The 13,058-nt window shown below is 69.6% G+C and carries 14 protein-coding genes and 1 pseudogene; 4 read left to right on the forward strand and 11 right to left on the reverse strand.

From position 1 onward, the window contains the following. Positions 1-2: 2 nt before the first annotated feature. Positions 3-485: a hypothetical protein gene (locus tag KIF24_RS00685; RefSeq protein WP_221082289.1), complete on the reverse strand. Its 483-nt coding sequence runs from the start codon at positions 483-485 to the stop codon at positions 3-5. 157 nt (positions 486-642) lie between these two features. Further along, on the reverse strand, positions 643-2,268 hold the full coding sequence (locus KIF24_RS00690; RefSeq protein ID WP_221082290.1) for a glycosyl hydrolase family 18 protein: 1,626 nt from the start codon (positions 2,266-2,268) through the stop codon (positions 643-645). A 917-nt stretch (positions 2,269-3,185) separates the two neighbouring features. Between KIF24_RS00690 and KIF24_RS00695 the strand changes: the two genes are divergently transcribed. From KIF24_RS00695 to KIF24_RS00705, 3 genes are all read left to right on the forward strand, one after another. After that, positions 3,186-4,565 carry a quaternary amine ABC transporter ATP-binding protein gene (locus KIF24_RS00695; RefSeq protein WP_221082291.1) on the forward strand — a complete coding sequence of 460 codons (1,380 nt, stop codon included), beginning with the start codon at positions 3,186-3,188 and terminating at the stop codon, positions 4,563-4,565. Then, a complete protein-coding gene (locus tag KIF24_RS00700) occupies positions 4,562-5,449 on the forward strand; it encodes an ABC transporter permease (protein ID WP_221082292.1) in 888 nt (295 codons plus the stop codon). The genes KIF24_RS00695 and KIF24_RS00700 overlap by 4 nt, the downstream gene beginning before the upstream one ends. 100 nt (positions 5,450-5,549) lie before the next feature. Then, positions 5,550-6,458 carry a glycine betaine ABC transporter substrate-binding protein gene (locus KIF24_RS00705; RefSeq protein ID WP_221082293.1) on the forward strand — a complete coding sequence of 303 codons (909 nt, stop codon included), beginning with the start codon at positions 5,550-5,552 and terminating at the stop codon, positions 6,456-6,458. Positions 6,459-6,520: 62 nt separating this feature from the next. Here the strand turns inward: KIF24_RS00705 and KIF24_RS32010 are convergent, their stop codons facing one another. From KIF24_RS32010 to KIF24_RS00745, 9 genes and pseudogenes are all read right to left on the reverse strand, one after another. Beyond that, positions 6,521-6,904 carry a GNAT family N-acetyltransferase gene (locus KIF24_RS32010; protein WP_230414755.1) on the reverse strand — a complete coding sequence of 128 codons (384 nt, stop codon included), beginning with the start codon at positions 6,902-6,904 and terminating at the stop codon, positions 6,521-6,523. Continuing rightward, the gene (locus KIF24_RS32015) at positions 6,790-7,317 is read right to left on the reverse strand and encodes a GNAT family N-acetyltransferase (protein ID WP_230414758.1); all 528 of its coding nucleotides are present in this window, start codon (positions 7,315-7,317) and stop codon (positions 6,790-6,792) included. Before KIF24_RS32015 ends, KIF24_RS32010 begins: the two co-directional genes overlap by 115 nt. Positions 7,318-7,476: 159 nt before the next feature. Further along, a complete protein-coding gene (locus KIF24_RS00715) occupies positions 7,477-8,040 on the reverse strand; it encodes a PIN domain-containing protein (RefSeq protein ID WP_221082294.1) in 564 nt (187 codons plus the stop codon). A 9-nt stretch (positions 8,041-8,049) separates the two neighbouring features. Continuing rightward, entirely contained in the window at positions 8,050-8,523 is a 474-nt protein-coding gene (locus KIF24_RS34230; RefSeq protein ID WP_221082295.1) for a helix-turn-helix domain-containing protein, read from the reverse strand. A 112-nt stretch (positions 8,524-8,635) separates the two neighbouring features. Continuing rightward, a complete protein-coding gene (locus KIF24_RS00725; RefSeq protein WP_221082296.1) occupies positions 8,636-8,893 on the reverse strand; it encodes a DivIVA domain-containing protein in 258 nt (85 codons plus the stop codon). A gap of 358 nt (positions 8,894-9,251) precedes the next feature. After that, positions 9,252-9,515 (reverse strand): annotated as a pseudogene (locus tag KIF24_RS32025) (FAD-binding oxidoreductase); the annotation flags it as partial. A gap of 306 nt (positions 9,516-9,821) precedes the next feature. Next, positions 9,822-10,178: a globin family protein gene (locus KIF24_RS00735; protein ID WP_331460973.1), complete on the reverse strand. Its 357-nt coding sequence runs from the start codon at positions 10,176-10,178 to the stop codon at positions 9,822-9,824. Beyond that, entirely contained in the window at positions 10,175-10,399 is a 225-nt protein-coding gene (locus KIF24_RS00740) for a hypothetical protein (protein WP_221082297.1), read from the reverse strand. The genes KIF24_RS00735 and KIF24_RS00740 overlap by 4 nt, the downstream gene beginning before the upstream one ends. A 704-nt stretch (positions 10,400-11,103) precedes the next feature. After that, positions 11,104-11,484, reverse strand: a complete 381-nt coding sequence (locus KIF24_RS00745) for a hypothetical protein (protein WP_221082298.1) — start codon at positions 11,482-11,484, stop codon at positions 11,104-11,106. A 355-nt stretch (positions 11,485-11,839) separates the two neighbouring features. On the opposite strand from KIF24_RS00745, the gene KIF24_RS00750 reads away from it, so the two are divergent. Beyond that, positions 11,840-13,027, forward strand: a complete 1,188-nt coding sequence (locus tag KIF24_RS00750; protein WP_230414691.1) for an ISAs1 family transposase — start codon at positions 11,840-11,842, stop codon at positions 13,025-13,027. The last annotated feature ends 31 nt before the right edge of the window (positions 13,028-13,058 follow it).

A 13,058-nucleotide genomic window follows, 5' to 3' on the forward strand; every position in this document is an offset into this window, starting at 1 on the left:
GGTCAGGGCGTCGGCGCCGGGGCCGGGCTGTTCGCGCCGGGACGTTCGTCGGAGATGCACCAGTCGAGCCCGTCGCGGGTGACCGTGAACAGCAGCCGACGGGTGGCCTTTCGGCCGCCCACGGTCACCGTGACCGAGGTGCTGACCTCCTGCCCGGCCGGGCCGGGCCGGATGTCGGTGATCTCGGTCCGGGACACCTTGAAGTGGTCGGCGAAGTCACCGTTGGGCTCGGTGGCGGCGGCGTCGAACGCCTCGTGCAGCACCGCGCAGAGCTGGCTGCGGCCGGCCGCCACGTCCTTGGCCGTCATCGCGTCGAGGTACGCCTGGACCCGCTCGCGGGAGACCAGCAGGGCCTCCTCGGCGGGCGCCCGGCCGGGCTTCTCCGCCTCGTCCTCGCCACCGACGAGCCCGCAGCCGAACAGCGCGAACGGCAGGGTCGCGAACAGCACGAAGGCGGCGGCCGGTCGCCGGTACGTGACCCGCATCGCTACCTCCCGACGGCGGACATCGACGAGACACGGTCGAGCGGCGAGTCTGTCACACCCGCCGCCCGGGTGCGGGAAGGGCCCCTGGAACAGGCCGGACGGGGAGGGGCCGGTACGGACCCCTCCCCGTCGTGTGGGTGATGCGTCGGCCGTCGGCTCAGCCGAGACCGCCCTTGATGGCGCCGATCAGCTCACCGTTGCTGGTGTCACCGGAGAGCTCCCAGAAGAACGCGCCACCGAGGCCCTGGTTCTTCGCGTAGGTCATCTTGCCGCCGATGGTCGACGGCGTGTCGTAGCTCCACCAGTTGCTGCCGCACCTGGCGTAGGCCGTACCGCCCACGGTGCCGGTGGCCGGGCAGGTGTTCTTGAGCACCTTGTAGTCCTCGATGCCCTGCTCGTAGGTGCCCGGTGCCGGCCCGGTCGCGGTGCCGCCCGGCGCGCTCTGGCTGACCCCGCTCCAACCGCGGCCGTAGAAGCCGACGCCGAGCAGCAGCTTGTTGGCCGGGATGCCCTTGCTCTTGAGTTTCTGGATGGCCGCGTCGGACCAGAAGCCCTGCTGCGGGATGCCCGGGTACGAGTAGAGCGGCGAGTGCGGGGCGGTGGGGCCCTGCGGGGCGAAGGCGCCGAAGTAGTCGTACGTCATCGGCATGATCCAGTTCAGCTGGGTGGCGGCACCGGCGTAGTCGGTGGCGTCGATCTTGCCGCCGTTGCTGCCGTCGGCGGTGATCGCGGCGGTGACCAGAGCCGACGAGCCGAACCGGGTACGCAGCGCGCCGGCCACGTTCTTGAACGCGTTCGGGCCGCTGGCGTCGCAGGTCAGGCCGCAGGCGTTCGGGTACTCCCAGTCGATGTCGATGCCGTCGAAGACGTCCGCCCAGCGCGGGTCCTCGACCAGGTTGTAGCAGCTCTGGGCGAAGGCGGTCGGGTTCTGCGCGGCCTGAGTGAAGCCGCCGGACCAGGTCCAGCCACCGAACGACCAGATCACCTTGATGTGCGGGTACATCTGCTTGAGCTTGCGCAGCTGGTTGAAGCTGCCACGCAGCGGCTGGTCCCAGGTGTCGGCGACGCCGTCGACGCTCTCCGCCGCGGTGTACGCCTTCTCGTAGTCGGCGTAGCTGTCACCGATGGTGCACCGGCCGCCGGTGGTGTTGCCGAAGGCGTACAGGATGTGGGTCAGCTTCGACGCCGAGCCGCTGGTGTGGATGTTCTTCACGTGGTAGTTACGGGCGTAGACACCCCACTGGGCGAAGTAGCCGACCACCTTCTGGGCACCCGGGTTCGGCGGGGTGGTGGTGGGCGGCGTCGTGGTCGGCGGCGTGGTGGTGGGCGGCGTCGTGGTCGGCGGCGTGGTGGTCGGCGGGGTGGTGGTCGGCGGTGGGGTGCCGCCACCGCAGGGCGCCCCGTTGATGGTGCAGTTCAACGGCGCCCGGTACCCGCCGGTGCCGATGTAGCCCCAGCTGAAGGAGGCGCCCGGAGCCAGCGGGCCGGCCCAGCTCTTCTTGACCGCCACGTAGTGGTTGCCGGTGCGGGTGACGTCGGCATCCCACGAGGTGCCGATGCTGGTGCCGGACGGCAGGTCGAACTCGATCCGCCAGGTGCTCACGCTGGCGTCCGAACCGTTGGTGATGGTGACCCGCGTCTCGTGACCGGTCCCCCAGTCCGACACCCGGGTGAACGAGGTGGTCACGCTTCCGGCGCCGAACGCCGAGGCCATCGGGACCGTGGCGACGGTCACCGCGACCACGGCGCCGACCCAGAGGGTCCGGCGAAGTGATCTCTTCATGTGGCGTCTCCAAACAGTTAGGAAACTTTCCAAAAGGATGAGCAGACGCTACTCACGCGTCACCACTTCGTCAAGATGTACATGTTTCGATCTCGTCCTGGCCAGGACCCGCGCCGGATCCGGAGCACACCCGCTCCGAGCAGCGCGACAGTGCCCGCCATCCGGGCACGCCCGGCCGAGTCGCGCGCCGGTGGGGCACAATCGGGCACATCACCCGACGCAGGCAGTGGCGCCGGGCGTCCCCGACCGCAGCCATCAGGTCGACGGCGGCATCGCCCCCCCCCACTGCCGGAGCCTCATCCAATCCCGGTCGGGATTCGTCGATTTCCGGTTCCGCCCGTTCGCCAGTGATCAGGCGTCGCCGGATCGTGTAGATATCGCGGCGATTCCGTCTCGGTCCCATGAAGGTTCCATGTAGATTCTATGAATATCCACGCCAACGAGATTCGACGGGCGCGAGACGGGCCGCCACACCGTTGCGCGGATCACACCGATAAATGATGTGCCGGCAGCGAAGAAACGGCGCTGCCGGCCTCGGCAGGCGCATGGAGTCACCGGGGCAAGAAGAACTCATCCGGACGGTCATGGCGGCAAATCATGATCATTTTAGTGCCAGTATGAGCGGTTTTGCCCGCAAATAATCCACTTCGGAGGTCTCGCCGGTGACCCGATCCCCGATACCAGAATTGGGCGTCGGCTGCCAATGCCTGGCGGTCACCGCAACGACTTACCGTCGCTGCCCCTCGCCCGACGAGGTGGCAACGAGGTTGCCGTTCACAGAAAACTCTCGGGTAGGGTCGAGGCTCGCTCACCTGGGCTGTCCTGAGTCCGGCAGGCCCACGGCAGGACAGATTGTCGACAGATACGCGCCTGCGTACGTCGCCTGAGAAAGGGCGTCGTACCGTATGTCCCTTGGAATGGAGACCGTGTCCGCACTCAGAGTGAAATCCCTATACAAGGTCTACGGGAACCGCGCCGACAAGGCGATGGAAATTCTCCAGAACAGCCCGGGCCGGGACGAGAAGCTGGCAGGGCTATCGGTCACGACCGCGGTCGTCGACGCGAACTTCGAGGTCAAGCGCGGCGAGATCTTCGTGGTCATGGGCCTGTCCGGCTCGGGGAAGTCCACCCTGATCCGGATGCTCAACGGGCTGCTGCCCCCCACGCACGGCACGGTGGAGGTCGACGGGGTCGACATCACCAAGCTCAAGCCGGCCGCGCTGCGCAAGCTGCGCCGCGAGAAGATCAGCATGGTCTTCCAGCACTTCGCGCTCCAGCCACACCGGTCGGTGTTGGACAACGCCGGCTACGCGCTGGAGGTGGCGGGCCTGCCTCGCGCCGAGCGCCGGGACAAGGCGCTGCAGGCGCTCCGGATGGTCGGCCTCGACGGCTGGGCGGACAAGCTGCCGCAGGAACTCTCCGGCGGCATGCGCCAGCGCGTCGGCCTGGCCCGCGCGCTCGCCGCCGGCACCGACATCATGCTCATGGACGAGGCGTTCTCCGCGCTCGATCCGCTGATCCGCCGCGAGGTGCAGGACCAACTGATCGAGCTACAGGCCGAACTCGGCAAGACGATCGTGTTCATCACGCACGACCTCAACGAGGCGATGCGCCTCGGCGACCGCATCGCGGTCATGCGGGCCGGCCGGATCGTCCAGATCGGCACTGCCGAGGAGATCCTCACCGACCCGTCCAACGACTACGTCGCCCAGTTCGTCGCTGATGTCGACCGGACCAGGATCCTCACCGCGTCCGCGGTCATGGAGCGACCGCTCGGCGTCGTGGACGTCGACTCCGGTCCGCGGGTGGCCGCCCGGGTGCTGCGCGAGACCCAGACGTCGGCCGTCTACGTGACCGGCCGCGACAAGCGGTACCTGGGCACCGTGACCGCCGACGCCGCCGCCCAGGCCGTCCGGGACGGACGGAAGAACCTCCAGGAGATCGTCTCGACCGACTACGTCCGCACGGTCGAGGACACGACGCCGGTGGCCGACATCTTCGCCGCCGCCGCCCAGAGCCCGGCGCCGGTCGCCGTGGTCGACACCGCCGGGCGGCTCGCCGGCGTGATTCCGCGGGTCACCCTGCTGAGCGCCCTGGGCAGCCTCAACACCGACACCGGCGAGACCACCGCCACACCCGAGCCTGCCGACGAGGCCGGCACGGCACCGGCCGACGACCCGACCCGGGCCGTCGGAGCGGCCGGCACGGCACCGACCGGAAGCGGCAACGCGACAGCGGAGGTGCCGGCCCAGGTGGTTGCCGAACCATCGGTCCGCCTGACGGGAGGGCCCGCATGAACAACGCCGACAGTATCGACGACCTGCTGCCGTACGTCCGGTTCGGCGACGGGTTCCAGGCTGGCGTCGACTGGTCGCGGGACCACCTCTCCGCCCTCTTCGACGGCATCGCCGCCACCGTCGAGTCGCTGGTCGAGCCGCTGGTGGACCTGCTGACCGCGCCCCCGGCGATCGTCATGGTGCTGATCTTCGCCGGCCTCGGCTGGTGGCTGCGGGGCTGGAAGTTCGGCCTGGGTACCGCACTCGGGCTCGGTCTGGTCGCCGGGATGCCGATCTGGGACCAGACCATGAGCACACTGGCGCTGGTCCTGGTGGCCAGCGGACTCGCCCTGCTGCTCGCCGTACCCGTGGGCATCTTCATCTCGGAGAGCCGCCGTGCCTCGGCAGTCGTCCGGCCGGTGCTCGACCTGATGCAGACGATGCCCGCGTTCGTCTACCTGATCCCGGCCATCTTCTTCTTCGGCGTCGGCGTCGTGCCCGGCGCGCTGGCCACCGTGGTGTTCAGCATGCCGCCCGGGGTACGCCTGACCGAGTTGGGCCTGCGCCAGGTCGACCGCGAGGTCGTCGAGGCCGGCGAGGCGTTCGGCGCCTCGCCGTGGAAGATCCTGCTGCGGACCAAGCTGCCCCTGGCCCTGCCCACCATCATGACCGGCGTCAACCAGGTCATCATGCTGGCGCTGTCGATGGTGGTCATCGCCGGGATGGTCGGTGCCGGCGGACTCGGTGAGGTGATCACGACGGCACTCTTCCGGGCCCAGGTCGGCGCGGGCTTCGAGGGCGGCATCGCCGTGGTGATCCTGGCGGTGGTGCTCGACCGCCTCACCGACTCGATCGGCGCGCGTACCGCCTCGGCGAAGGCGCAACGCGCCATGCAACAGGCCTGACCCTCCGTCCTGACCCACGCGGGGAAGTCACCGTTACCGGCGCCCTGCCTCGCTACCGCGAGTTCCGCCGGTATACCGCAACAAGGGAAGGAAACTCCACATGTGGAGCAGTAAATTGGTGCGCCGGGTCGCGCTGGCGGCCACCGCCGCCCTGGCGCTGACCGGCGTCGCCGCCTGCGGCGACGACGGCGACTCCGGCAACTCCGCCGGCGACAACAAGCAGATCACCATCGGCTACATGGCCTGGGACGAGGCCATCGCCGCCTCCTACCTCTGGAAGAACCTGCTGGAGGAGAAGGGCTACGACGTCGAAGTCCAGAACGTCGAGGCGGGGGTCGTCTACCAGGGCCTGTCGACCGGAGACATCGACCTCTTCCTCGACAGCTGGCTGCCGCAGACCCACGCCGACTACATGGAGCGGTACGGCGACAAGATCGAGAAGATCGGCGTCTGGTACGACAACGCCAGCCTGAGCATCGCCGTCCCGGAGTACGTCAGCGACGTCAACTCACTGGAGGACCTGGCCGCCAACGCCGACATGTTCAACGGCGAGATCATCGGCATCGAGGCCGGCGCCGGCCTGACCGCCGCCACCCAGGACAAGGTCATCCCGGAGTACGACCTGACCGACAAGCTCACCCTGAGGACGTCGTCGACGCCGGCGATGCTGGCCGCGCTGGACGGCGCGATCAAGGACCAGAAGCCGATCGTGGTGACTCTCTGGCACCCGCACTGGGCCTACGCGAACTACCCGCTGAAGGACCTGGCGGACCCGAAGAACACGCTCGGCGGGGCCGAGGAGATCACCACGCTGGCCCGTCAGGGCTTCGGCGCGGACTTCCCCGAGGTCACCGAGATGCTGAAGAAGTTCCAGATGGACGACCAGCAGCTCGGCTCGCTGGAGGACCTGATGTTCAACGTGCACAAGGACGACGAGGAGAAGGCCGTCGAGGAGTGGCTGAAGGCCAACCCGGACTACGCCGGGACGGTGGAGGTAGCCACCTCCTGATCCGGCCCTGAGCGATCAGCCGCCGGTGGCGGGGCCGACGTGCCCCGCCACCGGCGGCTGAACTATCTCTCCGGAGCCACGCCGCCGGAATCCCGAACCGACGGGACGCCGCCGCGCCGGGCCCGCCACTCGGGGGCCAGCACCGACCAGACCTCCAGGTCGATCCGGCCGTCCGGGCCGGGCAACACCTCACGGAGTACGCCGTCGCGCCGCATGCCGAGCCGGCGGGCCACCGCGATGCTGCGCGCGTTCCCGGCGTTGGTGCGCCACTCGACCCGGTGCAGGCCACGCTCGTCCACCACCCAGTCCACGAGCCGGCCGACCGCGCGGGTCACCAGGCCCCGCCCTCGGCGGCCGGCTCCAGCCAGCAGCCCGCCTCGCACACCCCGGTCGCCGCGTTCAGCGACACCAGCAGCACCCCGCCGACCAGCGTGCCGCCGGACCAGATGCCCCAGATGCCGCCGTCGTCGCGGGCCCACCGGTCGGCGTACCGCTGGAGCACCTGCCGCGCCCCGGCGAGGTCGGCGGCCACGAAGGACGGCGACACCCAGGGCGAGATGTGTTCCCGCGCCCTGTCCAGGTTGGCCAGGAACTCCTCGGCGTGCCACGGGTCGAGTGGTCGCAGCTGCGCGTCCCCGGTCAGGGGCACGGCGAACATCAGCGCCCACCGCCCGGCACGACCCACGACGGTCGGCCGGCCCGCCGAGCCGCAGGTCGACCACGCCGGCCGCGACCCCGGTCGGCCCGGCGCGTCCACCACGAAGGCGGCAAGGTCGGCGTCGGGGTCCGGCAACATGACCGCCCGCAACCGAACCAGTTCCCGCGCATCGTCCACAGTTGCCCGCCGCACCCCGCTCACCCGGCCAAGACTAGCCGGGCTCGCATCACCGCTTCCCGTGATATTCAACGACTGTCCGCGCCACCTGTCCCGGCCAGTTGCTGAGCATGCAACATCCGGGGAACGCCTACTGAGCGCGAGGCAACCTAGCGAAGCGCAACCGCCGGCACGGGCCCTGAACTACCTGCTGTTGGCCAGCTCCGCAGAAACCAGGTGGGCGAATCGAGCAACCCGGCATCCGGCGAGACCGCTCAGGATGTCCTCGACCCCGAGCCTGGAGCGTCCGCCTTTTCCTGTCGCCTCGGCCTGCTGCACGATGATGCTCACGAGTAGATCCGGCTCCGCGTCCAGCAGTCCACAGAGGAAATCGTCCGGATGCAGCACCTCGATGGCATATGGCGCGACGGCGCGATCCGGAAAGTCACGAAGATTGGCCGTGACGATCGCCTCCGCGTCGGCTGCGACGGCGGCAGCGAGCACATGGCGATCCTTCGGATCGTTGGTCATCTCGGTGATCAGCTGCTCGTACCCAGAGACCATCGCCTCTGGAAAGTGCTCCCGCATGACCTCGATCCGGCGGTCTGCCTTGGCAGCGCGAACCGAGGGCGGGAGGTTCCGCCGCACCTCGTCAAGGATGGTGCGCGACCAGACGGGGCGATACAGGTCCTGCTCAGCGCAGCGCAGCAGGGTGTCGGCGAGCACACTGGGCACGAGAACGCAGGCGTCCAGCACCGCTACGATCATCAGAGTCCGTCACGCGCCGAGCTGATCGTCTGACGACTGGCGCCCACGCCTGATCGCCTCGTCGTAGACGCCCATGTCGATCGCGTCTGCGGTCAACTCGTCCAACGCCTCGCGACGCGCCCTCGACCGCCGATCCTTGTATGTGAGCACGTCGTGCAGTGCGACGCGGCGACTGGAGTTTGGGCGGGTGTAGGGCAGCACCCCGTCGTTCATCAGCTTGACCACTGTCGGTCTGGTCACGCCGAGGATCGCGGCAGCCTCTCCGGTTGATAATTCGACGTTCTCTGCCATGACCCGGACCGGTCGCCCCCGGCCGAGGATCGACACGACTTCGGCGAGAGCCTCGCCCACCACCGGCGGCACGTCGACCGGCTCTGCCCCGTCGACGATGAGTTGCAGTCGCCGCCCTCGGAGCGGTCGCCGAGCGAAACGCCGCAGCTCATCACCGTCGGGCTCCAGCCCGCCCGCAGGCACCACCGTCACAAGATCCTCCGAACGCCTCGCTTCCCCCCACCATACCCAGAGAAACGAAAAAAACGATAGAAGTAGCTGCGACAGGCCGGTCAGGGGTTGCAACTGCCGTGGATGCCCGCTTCTACCGTTCGAGGCGCCTGGTGGTGCACTCGGATTGCCAGGTGCGGAGGGCGTGTTTGAGGCGGCGGTTCTCCTCCCGCACCTGGTCGCGCTGCCGGGTACGCTCCCCCATCTCGTACGCGAGCCGGTGCAGCAGGGCGTCGACCTCCTCGGGCCGGTAGCCGCGCCGGCCCAGCGGCGTGCGGGGCAGCTCGACGGCGGCGAGCCGGTCGGGGGTGAACGGGCCGGTCAGCGCGTTGCGGCTGTGGTAGACGCCCATCAGCAGCCGAACTCGCGGGCAACGTGGAGCCGGCCGACGGGCAGGCCGGCGGCGGGCAGCCGCCGACGGGCCGCAGTGAGCATGGCCGGCGGACCGCACACGTAGACCTCCTGAACGGCCCGGTAGTGGTGGAGGGCGAGCGTGAGGGCGTCCCCCCGCCCGGCCGGTGTCGCGGCGACCTGTTCGACCAGGGCGCGCAGCGGCGCGAGCCCGGTGCCCCGGCGACCAGCAGCAGATCCGCGCGGGATTCCGGGTCGAGCCGCAGCCCGGTGTCGCCCGGCGGGCCGAGCCAGAGCGGGTCGCCGGGGCGTACCGCGTGGACGAGCGCGCGGGAGACGGCGGCGACGGCTCGGACGTGGAACTCCAGGGTTCCGTCGGGGCGGGGCGCGTTGGCCGGCGAGTACCAGCGCCACCGGCCGGGCCAGCGTTCGGTGCTGACCGGCACCGCCTGGCCGGGCCGGAACGGCAGCCGCCGCCACGGGCGCACGGTCAGGATGGCGATGTCTTCGGCTGCCCGGTGATGCTCGATGACCTCGGCGGGCCACCAGGCCGGGCCGTCGCCGGCCCGCTCGGCGGCGCCGGTCACCGCTGCCGACGCCTGCCGCGCGGCTCGGTCCCACATCGCCCGCCAGCTCCGGCGTCCACGGCAGGTTCCGGGCAACAGTGCCGGTCAGCGCCGCCTCGATGATGCGCTGGTGCGGCAGCAGCCGATAACGGCGGTACGCCCGGCCGAGCACCGCCAGCAGCGCCGCCCGCCCCGCCGGGTCGTCGCCGCCGCTGGCCAGCCGCCCCAGCGCGGCGAGGAGCAGCCCCGCCGCCCGCTCCGGCAGCAGCCCTGGACGACGGTCCTCGACCGCGTACCAGAACTGGTCGGCGGCCTGGCGGGCGTACCGCATGGTGAGCGTCCACGACGCGGCCAGCGCGGCGGTCACGAGCCGGCCTCGTCGGCGAAGGCCCGCCGCGCCGCCGCCACCGCGCCGACCGGCACGCCGAGCGCCCCCAACACCCCGCCCAGGTAGTCGACCACCCGCCGATGCTGCGCCTCGGTCAAACCCAGGCCGCGCCACGCCCCGACCGCCGGCCGGACCAGATCGCCGGCCGGTCCGCCGAGCGCCACCGTGAGGGTCAGCGCCAGGTGCCCGGCGAGCCGGGCCCGATCAACCCCGACGAGGTACGGCGCCAGCTCCGCGTCCGCCGCCACCACCCCCAGCCACCGCGCCACCGCGTCCCGCACCAGCTCCGGCCCGGCCACACCCTCCATCGGGTACGCCCCGAGCCCGGTCACAACCACACCCTCGCGTCCGGGTCACCGGCCGCGACCAGCTCCCGCACGGGTACCGCCGCCGCCTTATCACTGACCGCCACCACCACCGGAGCGTCATGCAGCACCGCCGCCATGGAGAGCCCTTCCGCCGAGATCGAGAGTTGGAGCGGGCGGGGACGGCGGCGACGCGTACGGGGAAACGCCCCACCGGAGCCCAGCACCCGCCCCGGGCCATACGTCAAGGCTGACGGCAACCACAGTCAGCAACATGACCGCCAGCAAGTGGCCGATATTCGTTCAGGACAGAAAGGGGTTATCGATATGCACGGCACGTATACCGGCCAGTCGCGCAACGAGTTGAATAGGTAGGCTCAACAGACCACGACGGAGGAGCCGCCCAGCAATGGCGAGGACCCCGCGCACGGAAACGACCTGCCCTCGCTGCGGCGGACGGCTTGCCCGCGACAACACCACCGGCCGATGTGGACCATGTACGGCCGCCGAACGCGATCGGCTCGTCGTCCCACCGGCCCTGCCGACCAGCTTCTGGGACCATGAGCCGATTCAGCAGGCGCTGAGAGCCCGCCACTTGGGTTTGGTCATCCGGGCTTACCGATGCCATCCCTACCACGGCCGTCAGCCTCTGCCACAAGAGCCCGTGGCCCGCTGGTTCGGTATCTCGCAAGCGCAGCTCAGCAGAGTCGAGAGCGGGCCACCAATCGTCCACCTCGATCGTCTCGGTCGCTGGGCACAGCTTCTACAAATCCCTGCCCACCTGCTGTGGTTCAAGCTGCCCCTCGGAGGCGACTCCGGAGATGCCGCCGATCGCGTCGAGGCTGAGCGACCCAACGCCAAGGCGACAGGACGCCGGCCGTTCGCCACTGCCCAGCGGGCTCCCACTTGGAGGAGGGTGCACGGCCAACAGCCGCCGTCGCGGGACGCCCACCTACACTTCGTGCACTCGATCCGGATGACCGATCGCCGCGTCGGCGGTGGACACCTGTACGCCACCGTGACTGCCTATCTCTCCCAGGGGGTCGCCCTGCCGCAACTGGGTCGAGACACGACCGGCAACAAGCAGATGATCGCCGTTGTCGCCTCGCTCAACGAGATGGCCGGGTGGATGGCGCATGATGCTGGTGCCGCTGAACCGGCCCGCCGGCACCTCGGCGATGCCCTTTCTATGGCCGTCCAGAGCGGGGATCATCAGCTTGCCGCACAGGTGTGCGCGGGCCTCAGCCACCTCGCGGGACATCACGGCGACGCCGACCAGGCGGTCTCCTACGCCCGAACCGGCCTGGCGCGACTCAGGCAGGCTCCGCCGCACGGTCGACTCCGAGCGCGGCTCCTGGCGATGCAGGCACGAGGCTTCGCTATCGCCGGTCGACCACTCGAAGCAACAAGATCACTCGCCGACGCGGAGGCAACTCTGCACCGACCGACCACGACGGCATCCGAGTGGCTGAGTCCTTTCGACTCCACCTCATTTGCTATCGAGGCTGCCCGCTGTTTCCTACGAATCGGTGACCTGTCCGAGGCCAGGGCTCAGGCAAGGTAGCGGAATGCCCGGTGTGAGTGTCTTGGGCGGACACTCCTGATCATGGTGAGATGAGGCCGGGCGCGGTCTCTCGGTGATCATTCAGGTGTCGAGGCTGAGATGGATCAATCGAGGACCGCGCCCGTTGGGATCATCATCGCTGATCGGTGTGCTGGCTGTGCACGCGGATCAGGTCGCAGTGTCGTTGCCTGCTTCGTGCCGGGCGAGTCTGGTCGAGGCGTTGGCCGTGGTGCCGGACCGGCGTGATCGGCGGGGTGTGGTGCATCCGCTCGCCGGGGTCCTGGCCACCGCGGTCGCAGTGGTGCTGGCCGGAGCCCGTTCAGCTGCTGCGGTCGCGGAGTGGGCGGCCGACGCTCCGCAGCCGGTGCTGGCCGGGCTCGGCGTGTGGCGTGATCCGCTCACGGGACGGCATCGGGCGCCGGACGAGTCGACCTTCCGCAGGATTCTGGCCGGTGTCGACGCTGACGCCCTGGACGACACGGTCGGCCGGTGGATCATCGCGTCCCAGGCGGCGGCGGACAACCACCGGCGGGTGTACAGCGTGGACGGCAAGACGTTGCGCGGCAGCGGCCCGGCCGGCGGCCAGGTGCATCTGCTCGCCGTGCTGGACCAGCACACCGGCGCCGTCCTCGGCCAGGTCGATGTGGACGGCAAAACGAACGAGCTGACCCGGTTCCGGCCGCTGCTGGAGCCACTCGACCTTGCCGGGGTGATCGTCACCGCCGACGCGCTGCACACCCACCGCGAGCACGCCCACTGGCTGGCCGACGACAAGAAAGCCGCCTACGTCTTCACGGTAAAGAAGAATCAGCCGCGTCTGTATCGGCAGCTCAAGGCCATACCCTGGGCGAAAATCCCGGTTCAGGACGAGACCGGCAACCGCGGACACGGACGATACGACATCCGCCGCCTGCAAGTGGTCACCTGCACCGGCACGCTCGCCTTGGACTTCCCGCACGCCGTGCAAGCCTTACGGATCCGGCGCCGCCGGTTGAACCTCAGTACCGGCCGATGGTCCACCGTCACCGTCTACGCGATCACCAACCTGACCGTAGCCCAGGTCGGCCCCGCCGACCTGGCCGACGCGTTGCGCGGACACTGGGCGATCGAGATTCTGCACCACATCCGTGACACCACCTACGCCGAAGACGCCAGCCGCATCCGCACCGGTAACGCGCCGCGTGTCATGGCCACCCTGCGAAACACCGCGATCAGCCTGCTCCGCTTGGCCGGCATCACCACGATCGCGAAAGCCCTCCGGCGTAATAGCCGAAACCCCTACCGACCACTACAACTACTCGGAATAACGTGAAACAGACAAAGGGCTACCTTGCCTGAGCCCT

Origin of the sequence: Micromonospora tarapacensis, from assembly GCF_019697375.1 — a bacterium.
GTDB classification, from domain to species: Bacteria; Actinomycetota; Actinomycetes; order Mycobacteriales; family Micromonosporaceae; genus Micromonospora; species Micromonospora tarapacensis.

Bases quoted from the DNA above. Each gene is read 5' to 3' on its own strand.
- KIF24_RS00685 (WP_221082289.1), bottom strand. From the start codon at position 485: ATGCGGGTCACGTACCGGCGACCGGCCGCCGCCTTCGTGCTGTTCGCG.
- KIF24_RS00690 (WP_221082290.1), bottom strand. From the start codon at position 2,268: ATGAAGAGATCACTTCGCCGGACCCTCTGGGTCGGCGCCGTGGTCGCG.
- KIF24_RS00695 (WP_221082291.1), top strand. From the start codon at position 3,186: ATGGAGACCGTGTCCGCACTCAGAGTGAAATCCCTATACAAGGTCTAC.
- KIF24_RS00700 (WP_221082292.1), top strand. From the start codon at position 4,562: ATGAACAACGCCGACAGTATCGACGACCTGCTGCCGTACGTCCGGTTC.
- KIF24_RS00705 (WP_221082293.1), top strand. From the start codon at position 5,550: ATGTGGAGCAGTAAATTGGTGCGCCGGGTCGCGCTGGCGGCCACCGCC.
- KIF24_RS00715 (WP_221082294.1), bottom strand. From the start codon at position 8,040: ATGATCGTAGCGGTGCTGGACGCCTGCGTTCTCGTGCCCAGTGTGCTC.
- KIF24_RS00725 (WP_221082296.1), bottom strand. From the start codon at position 8,893: ATGGGCGTCTACCACAGCCGCAACGCGCTGACCGGCCCGTTCACCCCC.